At 63.6% G+C, this 19,138-nt stretch carries 18 protein-coding genes; 5 read left to right on the top strand and 13 right to left on the bottom strand.

Features of this window, described 5'->3' with window-relative positions:
- Positions 1–363: 363 nt before the first annotated feature.
- Positions 364–3,603 (top strand): di-heme oxidoredictase family protein, encoded by a 3,240-nt coding sequence (locus FHW83_RS26790; protein WP_176649415.1) that lies wholly within the window; start codon positions 364–366, stop codon positions 3,601–3,603.
- Between the two features lie 15 nt (positions 3,604–3,618).
- On the opposite strand, the gene FHW83_RS26785 is transcribed toward FHW83_RS26790, so the two are convergent.
- The 5 genes from FHW83_RS26785 to FHW83_RS26765 form a co-directional block, all read right to left on the bottom strand.
- A complete protein-coding gene (locus tag FHW83_RS26785) occupies positions 3,619–4,179 on the bottom strand; it encodes a hypothetical protein (RefSeq protein WP_176649414.1) in 561 nt (186 codons plus the stop codon).
- A gap of 51 nt (positions 4,180–4,230) precedes the next feature.
- Complete coding sequence (locus tag FHW83_RS31190) at positions 4,231–5,802, bottom strand: methyl-accepting chemotaxis protein (RefSeq protein WP_176649413.1); 1,572 nt, start codon at positions 5,800–5,802, stop codon at positions 4,231–4,233.
- A 136-nt stretch (positions 5,803–5,938) separates the two neighbouring features.
- Positions 5,939–6,163 carry a pentapeptide MXKDX repeat protein gene (locus FHW83_RS26775; protein WP_176649412.1) on the bottom strand — a complete coding sequence of 75 codons (225 nt, stop codon included), beginning with the start codon at positions 6,161–6,163 and terminating at the stop codon, positions 5,939–5,941.
- 29 nt (positions 6,164–6,192) lie between these two features.
- Positions 6,193–6,957 (bottom strand): molybdopterin-dependent oxidoreductase, encoded by a 765-nt coding sequence (locus FHW83_RS26770; protein WP_176649411.1) that lies wholly within the window; start codon positions 6,955–6,957, stop codon positions 6,193–6,195.
- A gap of 5 nt (positions 6,958–6,962) precedes the next feature.
- Complete coding sequence (locus tag FHW83_RS26765) at positions 6,963–7,598, bottom strand: cytochrome b/b6 domain-containing protein (RefSeq protein ID WP_229224377.1); 636 nt, start codon at positions 7,596–7,598, stop codon at positions 6,963–6,965.
- A gap of 111 nt (positions 7,599–7,709) precedes the next feature.
- On the opposite strand from FHW83_RS26765, the gene FHW83_RS26760 reads away from it, so the two are divergent.
- A complete protein-coding gene (locus FHW83_RS26760; protein WP_229224376.1) occupies positions 7,710–8,282 on the top strand; it encodes a sigma-70 family RNA polymerase sigma factor in 573 nt (190 codons plus the stop codon).
- Positions 8,279–8,914 carry an NrsF family protein gene (locus FHW83_RS26755; protein WP_176649408.1) on the top strand — a complete coding sequence of 212 codons (636 nt, stop codon included), beginning with the start codon at positions 8,279–8,281 and terminating at the stop codon, positions 8,912–8,914. The genes FHW83_RS26760 and FHW83_RS26755 overlap by 4 nt, the downstream gene beginning before the upstream one ends.
- Positions 8,915–8,944: 30 nt before the next feature.
- Here FHW83_RS26755 and arsH read toward each other — a convergent pair whose 3' ends face one another.
- The 6 genes from arsH to FHW83_RS26725 form a co-directional block, all read right to left on the bottom strand.
- Positions 8,945–9,661, bottom strand: coding sequence for an arsenical resistance protein ArsH (gene arsH, locus FHW83_RS26750; RefSeq protein ID WP_176649407.1), 717 nt, complete (start codon positions 9,659–9,661; stop codon positions 8,945–8,947).
- A gap of 10 nt (positions 9,662–9,671) precedes the next feature.
- On the bottom strand, positions 9,672–10,952 hold the full coding sequence (locus FHW83_RS26745; RefSeq protein WP_176649406.1) for an arsenic transporter: 1,281 nt from the start codon (positions 10,950–10,952) through the stop codon (positions 9,672–9,674).
- Positions 10,953–10,968: 16 nt separating this feature from the next.
- The gene (locus FHW83_RS26740; RefSeq protein ID WP_176649405.1) at positions 10,969–11,448 is read right to left on the bottom strand and encodes an arsenate reductase ArsC; all 480 of its coding nucleotides are present in this window, start codon (positions 11,446–11,448) and stop codon (positions 10,969–10,971) included.
- Between the two features lie 14 nt (positions 11,449–11,462).
- On the bottom strand, positions 11,463–11,792 hold the full coding sequence (locus FHW83_RS26735; RefSeq protein ID WP_176649421.1) for a helix-turn-helix transcriptional regulator: 330 nt from the start codon (positions 11,790–11,792) through the stop codon (positions 11,463–11,465).
- A gap of 93 nt (positions 11,793–11,885) precedes the next feature.
- Positions 11,886–13,832 (bottom strand): glycoside hydrolase family 5 protein, encoded by a 1,947-nt coding sequence (locus FHW83_RS30950; RefSeq protein ID WP_229224375.1) that lies wholly within the window; start codon positions 13,830–13,832, stop codon positions 11,886–11,888.
- Positions 13,833–13,845: 13 nt separating this feature from the next.
- On the bottom strand, positions 13,846–16,332 hold the full coding sequence (locus tag FHW83_RS26725) for a cellulose binding domain-containing protein (RefSeq protein ID WP_176649404.1): 2,487 nt from the start codon (positions 16,330–16,332) through the stop codon (positions 13,846–13,848).
- A gap of 124 nt (positions 16,333–16,456) precedes the next feature.
- On the opposite strand from FHW83_RS26725, the gene FHW83_RS26720 reads away from it, so the two are divergent.
- Positions 16,457–17,161 carry a hypothetical protein gene (locus FHW83_RS26720; RefSeq protein ID WP_176649403.1) on the top strand — a complete coding sequence of 235 codons (705 nt, stop codon included), beginning with the start codon at positions 16,457–16,459 and terminating at the stop codon, positions 17,159–17,161.
- A gap of 131 nt (positions 17,162–17,292) precedes the next feature.
- Here the strand turns inward: FHW83_RS26720 and FHW83_RS26715 are convergent, their stop codons facing one another.
- Positions 17,293–17,922: a DUF1080 domain-containing protein gene (locus tag FHW83_RS26715; RefSeq protein ID WP_176649402.1), complete on the bottom strand. Its 630-nt coding sequence runs from the start codon at positions 17,920–17,922 to the stop codon at positions 17,293–17,295.
- 12 nt (positions 17,923–17,934) lie between these two features.
- On the opposite strand from FHW83_RS26715, the gene FHW83_RS26710 reads away from it, so the two are divergent.
- A complete protein-coding gene (locus tag FHW83_RS26710; RefSeq protein WP_176649401.1) occupies positions 17,935–18,843 on the top strand; it encodes an alpha/beta hydrolase in 909 nt (302 codons plus the stop codon).
- Here FHW83_RS26710 and FHW83_RS26705 read toward each other — a convergent pair.
- A complete protein-coding gene (locus tag FHW83_RS26705) occupies positions 18,831–19,124 on the bottom strand; it encodes an L-rhamnose mutarotase (RefSeq protein WP_176649400.1) in 294 nt (97 codons plus the stop codon). The genes FHW83_RS26710 and FHW83_RS26705 overlap by 13 nt on opposite strands.
- Between the last annotated feature and the right edge of the window lie 14 nt (positions 19,125–19,138).

Here is a 19,138-nt window from a genome sequence, read left to right as displayed (position 1 = left end):
ACGACGCCAGATGGAGGAATTCGCACAACTGCAACCTTCACTCTTTTGAAACCATGTCAACAAAATTATTCCGGACAGCAGTGCGCGCAGGCGGGAATGACGGCTCTGTGGTCGAAAAAGCTTAACTTAGCGGCATCAGGCTCATCATATACCTCTAAAGATGTTGGGTTCTGTTGAGCAAATGGCTTGACGGACAACTTTGCACAAACTATCCTCATGGATGTTGCCTTGCAGCAAGCAATTGCGCTTCAGGTAACTGAACCATTCGTGCGCTGTGAAAACATTTTCTGTTGCAGAATGCGCGGCGCCGTGGTGATGTACCACAGGCAACCTTTCATTCCAGCCAAAAGCCAAGGGGATAGCATGAACAATCTTCCATCTCGACAGAGACCATTGGAAACGTTTCACCGATTGACCGCCGCAGGGTTGCCGCTCGCCCTCAGCCTGCTGCTTGCCGCTTGCGGCGGTGGCGACAACAACGCGCCCGCCAGCGAACAACGCGCGCCCAGCGCCATGAAGCGCATGGGCGGCGCCATGGCGTCGGCCGAACCAGAAGTGGCGCTGACGCCGGTGGCCGCCACCGCCAGCGGTTCCGAGCGCGGCGACCTGTCGGCCGCCGCCGCCATCGACCACAACCCATCCACGCGCTGGGGCAGCCTGTTCAGCGACGACCAGTACCTGACGCTGGACTTTGGCGTGTCCAAGCCGATCAACCGCGTCCACATCGAGTGGGAAAACGCCCACGCCACCCAATACCTGCTGCAGGTGTCGGACGACAACGCCAGCTGGACCACCATCAAGACCGTGGACAACAGCCAGGGCGGCATCGAGGACTGGACCGGGCTCAGCGCGCAAGGCCGCTACCTGCGGGTGCAGGGCGTGAAGCGTTCCACCAACTACGGCTATTCCATCTTCGAGATCCAGGCTTACTCGGGCGGCTCGGGCGCCTCCACGCCGACCGATCCGACCACCCCAACCCCGGACCCGACGCCGGTCGACACCACCAAACCGGGCGTGCCGCTGAAACCTATCGCGGCCACCTCGTCGCCGGTGGAAAACGGCGCCAATTCGGCCGCCAACGCCATCGATGGCAAAACCGCCACCCGCTGGGCCAGCGCGTTTGACGACGGCGCGTGGATCCAGTTCGACTTTGGCGTGAAGACGCAAGTCGGCTACATGAAATTGCTGTGGGAAAACGCCTACGGCAAGCAGTACAACCTGCTGGTGTCGGACGATGGCAACAACTGGACGCAAATCCGCACCGTCACCAACGGCCGGGGCGGCACCGAGGAGTTCTACAACCTTGGCGTGAACTCGCGCTACATCCGCCTGCAAGGCGTGGCGCGCTCGACGCAGTACGGCTACTCGCTGTTCGAAGTCGAGTTCAAGACGCCGGGCAGCGACAACACCCTGGGCACCACGACCACTTCGGCGTTGAAGTTCCCCGCCAGCGGCGCCGGCTGGGCGCCCTTGCCTGCCGCCGCCGAGCCGATCGAATCGCTGCAGTTCACGCTGGCCGACGGCACGCTGGTCACCCGCTTCGGCGCGCGCGGTTTGGCGCGTCACGGCCGGGAGCGCGGAGAGGAATGGAATGAAATCGGCTATGGCCCCAACGAGACCGTAGACCCGGTCACCGGCCTGCCGGTCGACAAAGGCCCGGGCAACTACCTCACCTTCGTGCCGCAGTATTTCAAGAACCGCACCTGGGGCGTGGAGATCATCGACAACAGCAAGGTGGCTGGCGTGACCAAGCCGCAGCTGATCGTCAACCAATACACCACGGTCGATTTCCTCAACGGCGGCGTGGCCTTCTTCCGCGCCATCGACCGGCCGGGCGTGACCGGCTACGGCTGGATGGCGCCGGGCCAACTGGTGGACGACAGCGTCAAGGTCTGCAAGCCGATCGCCTACCCCGCCAACAACAAGCTGGCCAGCGCCAACGGCATCAACAGCGCCTGCACCTTGCTGGTCAAGGACTATCCGGGCATGACGGCGCTGGACGCCAACGGCTTCCCGATCGCCGGCAAGAACATCAACGCACGCCCGCTGGTACAGGGCGATGTGATCGAGGTGTCGCCATCGATGTTCTCGACCACCGAATCGATGCAATCCAAGGGCGACAACGGCGGCATCCGTTACTACTCGTACGAGTGGGTGTACGTGGTGGGCCAGGGCCTGAAGCCATGGTACGGCGTGCAGCCGCGCCTGAACTCCGTGCCGCTGCCGGCGGAGACGCTGTCCGGCGGCCTCGGTTCGGTCGGCTACAACTATTCGGACAACGCCCTGTTCATGTTCCAGCAGCCGCACACCAACATCGGCATGCAGAACATGCAGCGCTTCGTCGAAGGCCGCCGCCTGTTCCACACCAACTTCACCACCGGGGACCATAACGAGCCTGGCAACGACCGATACGATGCGGCGGTGGGCCTGCAAGGTCCGCACTTCAACCAATCGTCGTGCTTCGCCTGCCACGTCAACAACGGCCGCAGCGTGGCGCCGACCGCGTTGAACCAGCAGCTCGACTCGATGTCGGTGCGCGTGGCCACCACCAACGCGTCCGGCCAGCAGCTGCCGCATCCGGTGTACGGCACCACGGTGCAGATGAACGCCGTGTCGTCCAGCGGCGCGCCGCAGAACTGGGGCACCGGCGTGCGCGTCGGCGGTTTCGAAACCACCAGCAAAAAACTGGCCGACGGCACCACCGTCGAACTGCGCAAACCGAAGCTGGCGTTCGAAGGCCCGGTGCCGGACACCGTGTCGCTGCGCGCGGCGCAGCCCATCATCGGCGCCGGCCTGCTGGAAGCGGTGGCGGAAGCCGACATCCTGGCGCGCGCCACCAGCACCCCGGACGTCGATGGCGTGAAAGGCGTGGCCAACTACGTGTTCGATCCGGAGACCGGTGCGGTGCGACTGGGCCGCTTCGGCTGGAAGGCGTCGAAAGCGACCCTGCGCCAGCAGGCCGCATCGGCCCTGCTGCAGGACATGGCGGTGACCTCGCCGGTGTATCGCAACCGTTCGTGCAACACCGATCCCGCCGGCTGCGCCGCCGCTCCGGCGCAGAAAGGCATTACCGAAGCGGACCTGCAATCGCTGTCGCGCTACCTCGCGCTGGTGGCGGTGCCGGCGCAACGCAGCCTGGCCAGCGGCTTCCCGAAAGGCGTGGCGCCGATCGAAGAGCTGAACGTGGATCCGGCCAAGGTGGCGGCGGGCGCCAAGGTATTCACCGGCATGCGCTGCGCGGCTTGCCATACGGCGGAAATGAAGACCGGTAACGGCCACCTGTTCGCGGAGTTGCGCAACCAGACCATCCGTCCGTATTCCGACCTGCTGCTGCACGACATGGGCACCGGACTGGCCGACAAGTTTGTCGAAGGCCAGGCCAAGGGCAACATGTGGCGCACCGCGCCGCTGTGGGGCATCGGCTACACCGAGAAGGTGATGGGCAACGCTGCCAAGGTAGGCTACCTGCACGACGGCCGCGCACGCAACCTGACAGAAGCCATCATGTGGCACGACGGCGAAGCCGCCAAGTCACGCCAGCGCTTCGAGGCACTGTCGAAGACTGACCGCGACGCCTTGCTGGCCTTCCTGAAGTCGCTGTAACCGAAGGTCCAGGGTTTACAATTGACGCGGCAGATGTGGCGCCAAGCTGCTGACCAGCAGCTTGGCCTCCGCCTCATCTAACGACGAACCAGTCCGGATTGTTCTGGCCCCGTAATCAAACGCTATGAGGCCATGCCCGGCGCCGAAGAGCGGCGGGAACAATACGCGCTGGTTCGACGTAGGCGACGCGGGGCGTTCGGTGGCGCGGAGATTCTTGATACCGGATGCCGCATAGGAGCGGTTAACACCAAGGCCGAAGATCTCAACCCTATGTATGAGCGCTGTAGAATTGGCGGTAAGGACTTCGCGGCCTGCCAACTGCCAGAGGACACTGCCGAGGGCGAAAATGCCGCCAAGGGTCCAAGCGACTAGCCAGAAGACGAGAAAGGCGGCGGCTGTTTTTCCCCCGCCGTGGAGTAACTGGCCGGCTACGTTTGTTTCGCCCATTGCCCAACCGCCGAGCCACGCCGACAAAAAGAGCACGGTAACCCAATTTCTCCTGGCGGGAATGACGACTTTGAGTCCGTCAGCTGTGGCTTCGGTGTGAAATCGAGCTGCCTGCGGTTGTATGTCCATGTGATCACCTATTACGTCGAGTTAACTGCAAAGATGAAGAGCCGACAAATCCTAACGCCGCCCAAAACCCGCCAGTACAAATTTATTGACTACGCCGGCCAGGGAGGCCGCTTGGTCCTGCAGGGCCTCCGCCGACGTCGCCGATTGTTCCACCAGCGATGCGTTCTGCTGCGTGACGCCGTCCATTTCCAATATCGCCCGATTGACTTGTTCGATGCCCGCGCTCTGCTCACGGCTTGCGGCGGCGATGTCGGAGATGATGGCGCTCACGCGGCGCACGCTGTCAACCACTTCGCTCATGGTGCTGCCGGCATGGTCCACCAGCTGCGTGCCTGAATCCACCTTGCTCACCGAATCGTCGATCAGTTCCTTGATCTCTTTGGCTGCGGCGGCGCTGCGGTGGGCCAGGTTGCGCACCTCGTTGGCCACCACCGCGAAGCCGCGTCCCTGCTCGCCGGCCCGCGCCGCTTCGACGGCCGCGTTCAAGGCGAGGATGTTGGTCTGGAAGGCGATACCGTCGATCACGCCGATGATGTCCGCGATCCGTTTCGACGAGGCGTTGATCGCTTCCATGGTCTGTACTACGTTGGCGATCACGGCACCGCCCTTGCTGGCAACCTCTGAAGCTTTGGCGGCGAGACTGTCGGCCTGACGTGCGTTGTCGTCGTTCTGCCTGACCGTGCTGGTCAGTTCTTCCATCGACGATGCGGTTTCCTCGAGCGCGCCGGCCTGCTGCTCGGTGCGCGCGGACAAATCCAGGTTGCCTGCGGCGATTTCCTGCGACGCGCTGCGGATGGCATTCGTTCCCTTGCGGACCTGGCCGACAATGGTCTGCAAGCCAAGATTCATCTCCTTTAGCGCGGCCAGCAGCATGCCGGTTTCGTCGCCGCTGTCGACCACGATCTTGCTCGACAGATCGCCGCTGGCCACGGTCTGCGCGATGACCACCGCGCGCTCGATTGGAACGACAATGCTGCGCGTGATCAGCACCGAGACCACCGCGCCGGCCAGCACCGCCGCCAGGCCGATGCCGATCATGAGATTGCGCGCCATGCTGTAGGCCGAGTCGGAGGCCGCGGTTTCCTCCTCGTTTTGACGGTGTTCGCTCGCCACCAGCGCCGCCAGCGCGGCCTGCCATTTGTCATGCACCGGGCGCAATTGGTCGATCAGCATGGCCGTGGCCTCGGCGTTCTTGTTCTCCAAGCCGAGCGCCTGGATTTTTGCCATCAATGGCAGCGCGGCGTTGGATTGGGCCTTGGCCTCGTCCAGCAGGCGACGCTCGTCGTCTTCGATGCCGTGGACGGCGAAGGTGTCGAGCAGCTTGCGCTCAGCCTCGTCGTAAATTTTTTCCTGCGCGCGCATGCGCTCCACGTGCTCGCGCATCTGCGCCGGGTCCTCCAGCAGAATGACGTTGCGCAGCGCAAGCATGCGGTCTTCGACGCTGAGGCGCATGTCTTGGGCCAGGTTGGCCTCCACGTCGTTCCCTTGCGTGATCTCGGTCATGGAGCGGCGTATCGCCGACATCCGGTTGACGCCAACAGCGGCGACGATCATCAACATCAGCAACAGCACGCCAAACGCCGTGGCGAGGCGCGCGCCTATTTTCAAACCGGTGAAATGCATGTTCTGTCTCCTGGCGGGTTCGACCTCGCGAACCGATGAAATTCATTCTACGATGATTCCACCAGGGAAATTTCATCCTTTCCAAAAGGATAGGATTGAGGCCGGACACGAGGGTGTTGCGTATCCGGCCATGCTGTTATTTTTTCATTTCGTCCTTCTTCATCTCGTCTTTTTTCATTTCGTCCTTTTTCATTGCATCTTTCTTCATTTCGTCCTTTTTCATGCCGTCCTTGGCCATCTTGTCCTTGGCCATTTTGTCCTTCTGCATGGCCGGTTCCTCCTTCTTCATGGCGTCCTGCGCGTGGACGGCGCCGGACATGGACAGGAAAGCTGCGATCAGTGCGATGGTGATTTTTTTCATGATGATTCCTCTGTAAAGTGAATGAGGGTTCAGCTGCCGCCGAACCAGTTATACCCCTGGTCTTCCCAGTAGCCGCCAGAGTAGGTATTGGTGACAAAAATGGCTTGTACGTGCTTGGGATTCTTGTATCCGAGCTTGGTCGGCATGCGCAGCTTCATCGGGAAGCCATACTTCGGCGACAAAGGCTGGCCGTCATAGCTCAATGCCATGATGGTTTGCGGATGCAACGCGGTCGCCATGTCGATGCTGGTGAAATAGTCGTCGGCGCATTTGAAGCCGACATATTTGGCGCTCAGGTCCGCGCCGACGCGGCGCAGGAAGTGGGCAAACGGTACACCGCCCCACTGGCCTATCGCGCTCCAACCTTCCACGCAGATGTGGCGCGTGATTTGCGACTGCTGTGGCAATGCGCGCAGCTGTTGCAGTGTCCACGGCTTGCGGTCGGCGATCAGGCCACTAAGCTCCAGCCGCCACGCCTCGCCGTCCACCACTCGGATTTCGTCCTCGCCGTAATAGGCGTTGAACGGGAATGGCCACGTGATCATGCTGGCAGCATAGGTCGGCGCCAGGCGCGTCGGATCGAACAGCAGCGCCTGGGCGCAGTCGTTGAAACGCGACATGGCGGCCAGCGCGGTCTCCACGCTCTCGCTGTCGGTCAGCGAGCACCCGGTCAGCATGCTCAAGCCTCCTAGCGTCAGGCTACGCTGCAGGAAAGCACGGCGTGAAGGTTGGGCGACGCGGGCGATGGCGTCCTTGAGAATCAAATCGCGGTCGTTGGGCAGGATAATTTTCATGATGTTCAGCGGCCACGCAGCATGGCCAGCAAAGTACGAGGAACCAGCGCCACCATCACCACATGCACGGCGATGAAAACACATAGCCCGGTCATGGCAATGAAGTGCACATAGCGCGCGCCTTCATAGCCGCCCAGCAGTTCGCGCAACAGCGGGAACTGCACCGACTTCCACAGCACCAGCCCTGACAGCACCAACAGCGCGCTGTCCAGCATGACGAACACATAGGCCAGCCGCTGCACGCTGTTGTAGTGGCGCGGATCGGCGTGGGACAGCTTGCCGCGCAGCGCCGCCATCAGGTCACGCAGCAGTTGGCGCGGAGAGATCGGAAAGAACTGCCGGCGCAAGCGGCCTGACATCAGGTTGACGAGCAAATACAGCAAGCCGTTGGCGATCAACAGCCACATGGCGGCGAAGTGCCACTGCAACGCGCCACCGAGCCAACCACCTAGCGTAATATCGCGCGGGATTTTGAAACCGAGGAAGCCGGTGGCGTTGTAGATGCGCCAGCCGCTGCCGATCAGCAGCAGCACGGCGATGGCGTTAAGCCAGTGCGTGCAGCGCAGCCATGCCGGATGGACCGGTTTTGACTTGTCGGCGTCAGTCGGCATATCATGCTGACGCGGATTCGAACGTTTCATTGTGCATTACCTGCATTGTGGGGACAGTGACAGGTAATTCGCTGCAACCGGCGACAAGGTTACAGCGGCGAACAAAAATATTTTTGAATGAGACTGTTACCAATGGCGCCCATGGAACGAATAACAGAGCAGAACCCGCTGCGCCATACCGAGTTGCGCCTGCACGCGCTATTCCTGCAAGGACTGGACGGCGACGCCCAGGCCTATCGCCGCTTCCTGCAGGCCACCACGCCCTACCTGCGCGCCTTCCTGCGCCGCCGCCTGGGCGCGTGGCCGGACCAGGTGGAGGATCTGGTGCAGGAATCGCTGCTGGCCATACATAACCAGCGCCTCAGCTACGACAGCGGCTTGCCGGTGACGGCGTGGATTTACGCGATCGCGCGCTATAAGCTGATCGACTGGCTGCGTCGCTACGCGCGCCAGGACAGCCTGCATCAGCCTATCGACGATGAAGAGGCCCTGTTCGCCAGCGCCGACCAGGAAGCCGGCGACGCCCAGCGCGACGTGGAAAAATTATTGGCCACACTGCCGGACAAGCAGCGCGACGCCATCGTTTATACAAAGCTGGACGGCTTGTCCGTGCGCGAGGCGGCGCGGAAATTGAACATGTCCGAAGCCTCGGTCAAGGTGTCGGTACACCGGGGCTTGAAGGCGTTGGCGGCAACTTTGCGGGAAACGAAATGAAGACGGATGACCTGATCGATATGCTCTCCAGTGGGCCGGATGCCGGCCCTCCTCCGACGCGCACCCTGCTGCTGCCATTGTTAGGCGGCCTGCTAGCCAGCGGCGTCTTGATGCTGGCGCTGCTGGGCGTGCGTCCCAACCTGTTGGAAGAACTCACGTGGCCTGCGTTCTGGGGCAAGCTGGTATTCTCGCTGGCCCTCGCCGCCGCCGGCTGGCTGGCGGCCAAACGCCTGTCCGCGCCCGGCGCGCGCACCGGCGCGCTGCCGTTCCTTGTGAGCGGCCCGGTGTTGGCGGTGTGGATCGCGGCCGGCGTGGCCCTGGCGAACGCCGTGCCGGAAGCGCGCGCCGGCTTGTTCTGGGGCGCCACTTGGCGCTACTGCCCCTTGCTGATCGCTTTGATTTCGCTGCCGATGTTCGCCGCCGTGCTGAACGTGATGCGCAAGCGCGCGCCGACGCGGCTGCGTCTCGCTGGCGCGGCGGCCGGTTTCGCCGCAGGCGCCGCCGCCGCCGTCGTCTACTGCCTGCACTGCCCGGAACTGAGCATCGTGTTCGTCGGTTTCTGGTACCTGCTGGGCATACTCATTCCCACCGCGCTGGGCGCGTTGCTGGGACCGCGTCTGCTGGCGTGGTGACGCCAGCGCTCACGCGTCACGTCAGTTCCATCAGATCTTCTTGATGGCCTGGTTAATCGCCTTCATCGACCGTTCGTTGCGTTCGCTGTAGCGGTCGGTGAGATAGTCGGCCCGGCCGCGCAGCAATAGCGTCATCTTGAACAATTCCTCCATCACGTCGACCACGCGATCATAGTAGCCGGACTGGCGCATGCGGCCTTGCTCGTCAAATTCCTTGTAGGCCATCGGCACCGAGGACTGGTTGGGGATGGTGAACATGCGCATCCAGCGGCCGAGCAGGCGCAACGTGTTGACCACGTTGAACGACTGCGAACCGCCGCACACTTGCATGACGGCCAGCGTGCGCCCCTGGCTGGGGCGGATCGCGCCCATTTCCAGCGGTATCCAGTCAATCTGGTTCTTCATCACCGCCGTGATCGCGCCGTGGCGCTCCGGGCTGCACCAGACCTGCCCTTCCGACCACAGGCACAGCTCGCGCAACTCGGCCACTTTGGGGTGGTCTTCCGGCACGCTGCCCACCATCGGCAATTCCATGGGATTGAAGATTTTCACTTCGGCGCCGAAATGCTCCAGAATGCGGGCCGCCTCCTCGGTGAGGTAGCGGCTGAACGAACGCTCGCGCAACGAGCCATACAGCATCAGGATGCGCGGCGGGTGGTTCATATCGCCGACCGGAGCGAGCTTGTCCAGCGTCGGCAGGTCTAGCTGCGATGGGTTGATATTAGGCAGGTTGTCGATTTTGTCCATGATGTCTCCGTTAAGCGAGGCGCACCGCCAACGCGGCAAGAGTGATGGCGAGCACCGGCAAGGTCAGCACCACGCCAACGCGGAAGTAATAGCCCCACGATATCCGGATGTCCTTGGCGGCCAGCACATGCAGCCACAGCAGCGTCGCCAGGCTGCCGATTGGCGTGATTTTCGGCCCCAGATCGCTGCCGATCACGTTGGCATAGACCATCGCCTCGCGCACCACGCCTTGCGCTGAAGTGGCATCGATCGACAGCGCGCCAACCAGCACCGTCGGCATGTTGTTCATGATAGAGGACAGGATGGCGGTGATGAAGCCGGTACCAAGCGCGGCGCCCCACACGCCGTACTTCGCGCACTCATTAAGCAACGCGGTCAGGTAGCCGGTCAGCCCGGCGTTGCGCAATCCATAGACCACCAGGTACATGCCGAGCGAGAACACCACCACCTGCCACGGCGCGTTGCCCAACACCTCGCGGATCGAAATCCGGTGGCCGCGGCCGGCGACGATGAGCAGCAGCGCGGCGCCTGTCGCGGCGACGGCGCTGATCGGCACGCCCATCGGCTCCAGCCAGAAGAAGCCCATCAGCAGCAAGCCCAACACCCACCAGCCGGCGACGAAGGTGGCGCGGTCGTGAATGGCCTCCTCGGGCGCTTTCAGCTGCGCCAGATCGTAGCTGGCCGGGATGTCCTTGCGGAAGAACAACATCAGCGCCGCCAGCGTCGCCGCCACCGCCACCAGGTTCACCGGCGCCATCACGGCCGCGTAGCGCGCGAAACCGATCTTGAAGTAGTCGGCCGACACGATGTTGACCAGGTTCGACACCACCAGCGGCAGGCTGGACGTGTCGGCGACGAAGCCGGCCGCCATGACGAAGGCCAGCGTGGCCTTGGCCGAAAACCGCAGCGCGCGCAGCATGGCGATCACGATGGGCGTGAGGATCAGGGCCGCGCCGTCGTTGGCGAACAAGGCGGAGACCGCCGCGCCGAGCAAGACCAGCAGCACGAACAGGCGGCGTCCGCTACCCTGCCCCCAGCGCGCGACGTGGAGCGCGGTCCATTCGAAGAAACCGGCCTTGTCGAGCAACAGGCTGATGATGATAATCGCCACGAAGGTGCCGGTCGCGTTCCAGACGATGTGCCAGACAGCGGGAATGTCGGCGGTATGGATGACGCCAGCCAGCAGCGCGGTGAAGGCGCCGGCCGCCGCGCTCCAGCCGATGCCGAGGCCGCGCGGCTGCCAGATCACCAGGATCAGGGTGGCGAGGAAGATCAGAGATGCGGTGAGCACGTTTGTCCTTTATGGCTTATGCCGCGATGGCGCCGATCTTGTCCAGTTCCGCCTTCAGTTTTGTCTTGTCGTTGGCCAGCGTGGCCAGCGGCAGCGCCAGGAAGGCCTCGATGCGCGCGCGGATGATGCCGTATGCCGTTTCGAACGCCGCCGTGATTTCCTCCTCGGTGCCGACCACGTGGCTCGGATCGTCGACGCCCCAATGGGCGCGCAGCACCGGTCCCAGATAGGCAGGGCAAGTCTCGCCGGCGGCGCTGCCGCAGACGGTGACGACGATGTCCGGCGTCGCCGGCAGGTCGTTCCAGGATTTGCTGTAGTAGCCCTCGGTGGAGATGCCCTTGCTCTGTAGCAGGGAGAGCGCGCGCGGATGGAGCTTGCCGGCCGGTTGGCTGCCCGCGCTGATCGCCTTCAGGCCAGCCGGCGCCAGGTGGTTGAAAGTGGCTTCGGATATCACCGAGCGGCAGGAGTTGCCGGTGCAGAGAAACAGAATGTTCATGGTCAGGAGATGGGTCAGGTGGAAGTTGGGTTGGTGGCGCAGCCGGCGGGACCGCAAGGCGCCCCGCCGCAGCAGTTTTCGGTCAGGTAGCCAATTAGGCCGTTCATCACCGCGATGTCCGCCGAGTAGATGACAAAGCGGCCCTCGCTGCGCGAGGAAATGAGTTTGGCGTGGGTCAGCTCTTTCAGGTGAAACGACAGCGACGACGGCGCGATGTCGAGCTGCTCGGCGATCCTGGAAGCGGCCATGCCGTCCGGGCCGGCCTGGACCAGCAAGCGAAATATCGCCAGCCTGCTTTCCTGCGCGATCGCCGCAAGAGCGGCCAGAACGGCTTGGGTGTCCATCATCACACTTCCATAATTCAATAAATATCGAAATAATACCACAATAAAAACGGCGCAGCCCGCCCGGGACCGCGCCGTTGAATACTGGGCCGCTTACCTGGCGGCGTTGACGATGGCGCTGATCACCGCCGGATACGCTTGCGCGCCGGTGGAGCGGTTGAACAATCCCGACTGATGGTTGCTGGTCGGGCCATTGTCCCAGTACACCGGTACCAGACCGCGCTGGTACGCTGACTTGGTGATGTACTGGTCCCAGTACTGGCGGTATTTGCCGGGCGCATCGTACTCGGTGCGCAGGCTGGCCGCGTACTCGCCCAGGATCACGGCGACGCCGTTGTCGATGAAGCGGGTCTTCATCTTCTGGAACTGCGCATCCACATACGCTTCGTTGGCCCAGGTCTCGGTCGCGGTGGCGTCGGTGGCGATCGAACCCCATTGCCAGATCTTGCTGTCGGTGTTGAGCGTGAAGTTGTACGGATCGTAGAAGTGCACCTCCATCATCAAGCGCTTGGTGGCCGAATCGCTGGGCACCGTGTTGGTGGCGTAGGTGTAGTCGATATTGGTGTTATAGCCCTGCACGATCAGGTGGCGCTGGCCATTGTTGCCGCCGGTGCCGCGCACGGTGTTGACGAACAGCTGATTGAAGCCGTTTTGCACCGCGATGTTCTCCGCCGTCGGCGCGCTGTACACATTGGTCACCATCACCTCGTTCGTGCCGGCGAACAGCAGGTAGTCGTCGTAGTATTTGAAGGTGTTGGCGATCTGGGTCCAGAACTTGGCAAGGCGCGCGTTGGCGGCCGATTGCGCCGCGTAGGTTGGCTGCAGCCAGCCGCCATCCCAGTGCACGTTGATGATGACGTACAGGCCGGCGCCGCGCGCGGCGTCCACCACTTCCTTCACGCGCGTCATCCAGCTGGCGCTGATGTTGTAGTTGGCGTCCGCGTACTGGCTCCACGACAGCGGAATGCGCACGGTCTTGAAGCCGGCCGCTTTCACGGCGTTGAACAAGGCCTGGTTGGCGGGAGGATTGCCCCATGCGGTCTCGCCGCCGATGGCTTCCAGCGAATTCCCCAGATTCCAGCCCGGCGACATCTGCGCCGACAGCTGCACGCTGGTCAGGTTGCGGATCACGCCCACGCGCACCGCCGTGGCGGAACCGGAGTTGGAGCCGCCGGTGGCGGTGGTGAATTTCACCCAGTACCAGTATGGCACGCCAACCGCCGCCGTGGTATCGCTGTAGCTGGTGGCGCTGGCGGCGGGGATGGCGATGCGGCTGCGGCCATTGGCGTCGCCGTCGGTGTCGCGGTAGATTTGCAGGCCGGTGACGGCGCCGCTCACGGTCCAGTTCAATTTGATGTTGTCGGACGAACCAGTGGCGCTCAGGCACACGGTGGCACCGCCGCCGGTGCCGCAGTTTTGCGCCTGCGCGGCGCCGCAGGTCATGGCCAGCAGGGCCGCCGGCAACAGCAGGCGGCGGCGCGCCAGGCCCACCACCGTTGCCAGTCCGGCCAGCAGCAGCATTACGCCGCTGGGCTCCGGCACCGGGCTTTGCATGGTGAAATCGTCCATCACGAACCAGCCATCGTCACGCGCGATGGTCAGGTGCGAGACGCCGGAGAAGTTGGCCGAGATCCACTGGTAGCCCTGGCCGATGCCGACGTTGCCGGTGCTGCCGATCACGTGGTTGGCCGCGTCGTAGGCGGTGATGTTGATCCAGCTGGCCACCGCGCCGTTGGTGTTCGGCGCGGCGAACCAGGCGCCGGCGAAGTTGAAGGTGGTGGCGCTGCTCACGGTCAGGTTGTCGACGCCAAAGCCGTTGGTGACGAACGAGGTGCCAGAGTGCGCGCCATTGTCGTAGCCCTCAATCGTGGTGTCGCCGTAGTACCAGTCCTCGCTCCAGTTCAGGCCAGCGTACGGGCTGACCAGGGCGGCAAAGTCGCCGTCCGCGTGCAAGTCTTCGAAATCCACCGGCGCGGATTGCGCCTGCGACGTCAGCATCAGAGTCATGCCGGCGAACAGGCCGATCAGGAATTTTTTCATGGTGTCCCCTTGGTTAATTGCACGCATCGCCGGTAACCACGGGGATGGCCGAACCGCTGACGGTCATGCCGAATTCCACTGTATTGCCGGGGTAGATGTCGTGATTCCATGACTGGTTAGGCGTGGCTGTATAGGTCGGGCTGCTGCCTGTAACGGCGGCGTTCCAGTACCCTTGCACGACTGAGTTGTCCGTATAGGTCCAGCTGACCGACCAGCCGCTGATCACTGTGTTGCGATTGTTCGTGATGCGTACCGCCGCGTTGTAGCCGCCGTTCCACGACGCCGTCACCACGTAGCTGCATTGATTGACCGGTTGCGGATTGGGCGGCGGGCCGGCGGTGACCGGCGTGACCGGCACGTCGCCGTCCGCCGCCACGCTGCCGTAGGCAATGCCGCGGCCGGCGGTGCTCATGTACACGCGGCCGAACACGTTCAGGTCGCCGTTGATCATGTGGGCGTTGCCGCTGCCGCCGTACTGGTGGGCGTCGTCATTGACGCGCACCCAGGTGGCGCCGGCGTCGGTCGAGCGCAGCACGCCGCGCGTGCCGCCCACGGTGCCGAGCAGGTACAGGGTCGGATACGCCGCATCCGGCGAGGCCTTGCCGAAGCCGATGCCGCCGCACTGGTTCACGCTGGCGACCTTGGTGAAGGTGGCGCCAGAGTCGGTGGAGCGGGTCAGGCCGCCACCGTTCAGGCACACCCACACGTCCCCTTCGCGTCCCGGCGCCAGGCGGATCAGATTCGAGCCGCCGCTGCCCGGATTGCCGGAGGCCGCGAAGCTGGCGCCACCGTCCACACTGGCCAGCAGGCTGCCGCCGTCATAGGCGTAGAACTTGTTGGGGTTGACCGGGTCGGCCACCGGACGCGCGTTGTTCGCCGTCAGGCCGGCGATGGCGGTCCAGCTGCCGCCGAAGTTGGTCGAGCGGTAGCTGGTGCCAGAGTTGGCGGGACTGTGCAGCAGCACCGCGCCATCCGCCGACAGGGCCAGTTGGCCTTGCGAGCCGTTGAACGACGCCGACTTGTTCCAGCTTGCGCCGCCATTGGTCGAGTAATACAGCGACGAGCCGGCGCGCGCCATGATGCGCCCATCCTGCGGCGCGATCGCTAGGCCGCTGGTGGTGCCCATTTGCGGGTTGTGTTGGACGCCGTACTGCGCCGGGTCGGTGTTGGTAAAGCCGTCGAAGTCACCGATGGTCGAGACCAGCGGGCCGTCGGGCACCGTTTCAAAGTTGAACGGCACGGTTTCTTCCAGGCCGGCGACGTTGAAATTCCAGGTGGCGGTTGGCGCGTCGATATCGGTGGTTTTAAACAGGCCGTTGCCCGAGCCCACCCACACTTTCTTGGTGTCGAAGGGATCGAACTCGATCGAGCCGGCCCAGTGGATGGACTGGCCGTTGATCCAGTTGGCGCCGCCGCTATCGAGCGCGAAGCCGCGCGCCACCACGTCGGTCCAGGTGCGGCCGGCGTCCAGCGAGGTCAGGATGCGGTCGCCGTAGGCGCTGCCGCCCTGCTGCATCCAGGTGTTGATGGTGGACGCCACCAGGTGTTTGGGGTTGGCCGGATCCACGCTGATGCCGCCGAACGGACGCGCCAGGCCGGCCGGGGTGATGTTCACCCAGTTGCCGCCGACCGCGTTGTACTCCCAGATCTGGCCATTGTCCATCGGCTCGCCGTCGCCCGGATGCGGGCCGGCGCCGTTGGCGTAGGTGATATACAGCTTGCCCTTGGATGAAATGGCGGCGCGCTGCGGCATCAGGCTGCCGGTCGGCCCGCCTTTCACGGCGGTGAAGGTGTTGCCGCCGTCGGCGCTGAAGTACAGGTTAGGCGCGGTCGACGCGAAACGCGACACGCCCACGAACAGGCGCTTGGCCACGCCGCCGCTCACGCTGGACGGATCGGGCAGCACGAAGCTGATGCCGTTGTCGTTGGGCGTGGTGGTCACGTCCAGTCCCGCCAGGCGGTTCCAGGTCGCGCCGGAGTCCACGCTCTTGAACAAGCCGTTGCGGCGCGTGCCGACGTACAGCACGTTGCTGGAGCCGGGGTCGATCTGCAGTTTTTCGCCGTTCTGGCGTCCCATGCCATTGCCGTGCGCCTTGAACTGCGCGCTCACGTCGGTGACGGTGAAGGTCTTGCCATAGTCGCTGGAGTGCAGGATGGCGGTCTTGCCGCCGCTGAAGTAGCTGGTGCCGGCCAGCATATAGATGTTGGCGGCGTTGCGCGGGTCCACCGCCAGCGACTCGATGCCTAGCAGGCCGATGTCGGCCTCGCCGATCCAGTCATTGAGCGGGATCCAGCGGGCCGCGTTCTCGTCCCAGCGGTAAGCGCCGCCGACGTCGGTGCGCGCGTAGACCACGCCGCGCTCGGATTTGCTCGGGATGATGCCCGATACATAACCGCCGCCGCCGATGGCCACCGAGTCCCAGTGATAGTTTTCCGCCGTACAGGCGAGCGGCATCGACAACGCTGCCATGAGCAGCGCCAGGCTGTGTTTGACCTTCATTTTTCGTCTCCGTCGTTTTATAGTTATCGCGTATTGGCACGCGTGAAATCATTCTGCAACTGGTTTAATGCCGCCGCAATTATGAAATCCACCAACCCCGAGAACGAAATTTGGCAAATCACACATGAATATAGTCCCCACCATCGCCTGTTTCGCCTTCGCCGGAGTGTCGGCGGTGCTATGGCGGCGCCAACGACGCGCACGCCGCGAAGCCTATATCCGCGACTTCATCCTGCCGCATGGCCTATTTGACAAGCTGCGCGCGCGTCACCCTGACCTCAGCCTGAAGGACTGCCAACTGGTGGCCCAAGGACTGCGCCAGTTCTTCCTCGCGCATCTGAAAAGCGGGCGCAAATACGTGTCCATGCCCTCACAGGTCGCGGACGACTTGTGGCATGAGTTCATCCTGTACACCAAGAATTACGAGCAATTCTGCCGGCGAGCGTTTGGCCGCTTCCTGCATCACACGCCGGCTGCGGTGCTGGGCAAGGGCCAACAAGGGAATGCAGGCATACGGCGTACTTGGTTTTATGCCTGCCACGAGGAGAACATCAATCCCCACAAACCCACTCGCCTACCGCTGCTGTTCGCGCTGGACGGCAAATTGAACATTCCGAACGGCTTCGTGTACGTCCCGGATTGCCATGGTTTCCAGCGCAAGGATGATGTCGTCGGCGCCACGCCTTATTGCGGCGCGGACCTGGGGAACGCCAGTGGCGGCTGCGGCGGTGGCGATGGAATGGACGCCAGCGACTCCGGATCGGACGGCGGCGGCGACAGTGGAGGCGGCGGAGACGGCTGCGGTGGCGGCGGCTGCGGTGGAGACTGAGCACCGATCATAAAAATGATTAGATCGCGCAGGCCGTTGACACTTTGAGCACGAATCCCGATACTAACCCTGCACTCCTTCCCTGCCGGCTCACACTCTCCCTCGTCTCTTCGGCCGGCAGGGCTTTCTACTTAATCCAGCGGCGTCAGCTCCACGCGACGCAGTTCGTAGGGCGTGCCTTCCAGTTGGAAGCCGATCCGTCCCGACGCAGGCGCCACATGCGAGACCCGATTTTGCGGCACCCCATTCAAGCTCACTTCGACCACGCCGTCACGGCTGACGATATCGCATTCGTTCCATTCGCCCGCAGGCTTCTCGCTGTCCGGCGCGGTATGCGCCTTGATGCGGGTATCCGCGCCCGGCGCGCTGGTCAGCGGCTCGGCAAAGCTGGCCGCCGCCATCGGCAGCAGGTCGCCGGCATTGCCAAACTTGGTCTGCACCTGCAGGCTGACCGGCCACACCCGGTCGAAGGCGCCGGGGCTGATGTGCAGCAGCACGCCGCCGTTGCCCGGCTTTCCGGTCCAGCGCCACTCGACGTGCAGCTTGTAGTTGCGATAGCTCTCCCGCGTCGCCAGAAAGCCGGACGGCTTGCCGGTAGATGCGATCACGCCATCCGGCAGCACGTGGAAGGCGTCCGCGATCGCGGCGGCCGGCGTGGTTTGCAATTCCCAGCCGCTGAAATCGCGGCCGTTAAACAAGGCAACCGCGCTTGCGTTATGCGCGCAGACGGTTAATATCACGGCACCCAACAACTTGTTCACACTGTCTCCCCTATGAAAAAGATACTGCTTATTCTGATGCTCAGTGCCGCGGGATGGTCGTCGGCGGCGACCAATGTCATCACGCTCTGGCCCGAAGGCGTGCCGGGCAAGCGCGACATCGGTCCCGAGAAGGTTGGCGATGGCTACACCTCCAACGTCAGCGAGCCGACGCTGACCATGGTCGGGCCGGCGATCGATCATCCCAACGGCACGGCCGTCATCATCTGCCCCGGCGGCGGTTACGTGCGCATGGCGACCGCGCGCGAAGGCGATCAGTATGCGACGTGGCTCAGCACCCTGGGCGTGACCAGCTTTGTGCTCAAGTATCGCATGCAGGAGTACGGACATCCAGCGCCTTTGCAGGACGTGCTGCGCGCGGTGCGCATGCTGCGCTCGCGCGCGGCGGAATTCGGCATCCGTCCGGACCGCATCGGCGTGATGGGCAGCTCGGCCGGCGGCCACCTCGCGGCCAGCGCCGGTACCCTGTTCGACAATCCCTTGGGCCGCACTGGTGCGGCGCTGGACAGCGTCAGCGCCCGGCCGGACTTCCTGATGCTGATGTACCCCGTGATCACCATGCAGGACCCGGCCGCGCACGCGGGTTCGCGCAAGTCGCTGCTGGGCGCGACGCCATCGGCCGAAGCGTTGAACTTGATGTCGCTCGAAAAACAGGTGACGCCGGCCACGCCGCCCACGCTGCTGATCCACACCCAGGCCGATACCGCCGTCCCGGTGGAAAACAGCATCCTTTTCTACCAGGCCCTGACCAGGGCCAAAGTCCCTGCGGAGATGTATTTGCTGGAACACGGCGGCCATGGCATGGGCATGCGCGATGGGCTGGGCACCTCATCGCTGTGGCCGCGACGCGCGGAGGAATGGCTGCGCGATCGCGGCTTGCTAACGCCAGCTCAGGCGAAGTGAAACACCTGCTGTAACGGCCACTCGCGTGGCCGGTTGCCCGGTTCCACTTCCATCAGGTCCGCCATGTAGTCCCACCAGCGCCGCATGACGGGCTTCAGTGGAAGGTCATCGATCTTGTGGTCCGGCCAGAGCTTGAACACCGCGAACAGCTGCAGCGATTCCTCGTCCAGGAAGATCGAGTAATCGTAGATGCCCGCATCGCGCAGTGCCTTGGCGAGATGCGGCCACAAATCGTCATGTCGCCGCTTGTACTCGGCCGCCGCGCCAGGTTTCAACTGCATGCGGAAGGCGCGCA

The sequence above is a fragment of the Duganella sp. SG902 genome (assembly GCF_013376005.1).
Classification (GTDB): domain Bacteria; phylum Pseudomonadota; class Gammaproteobacteria; order Burkholderiales; family Burkholderiaceae_D; genus Rugamonas.
The sequence above is the reverse complement of the archived record's forward strand: the minus strand, read 5'-3'. Positions and strand labels throughout refer to the sequence as shown.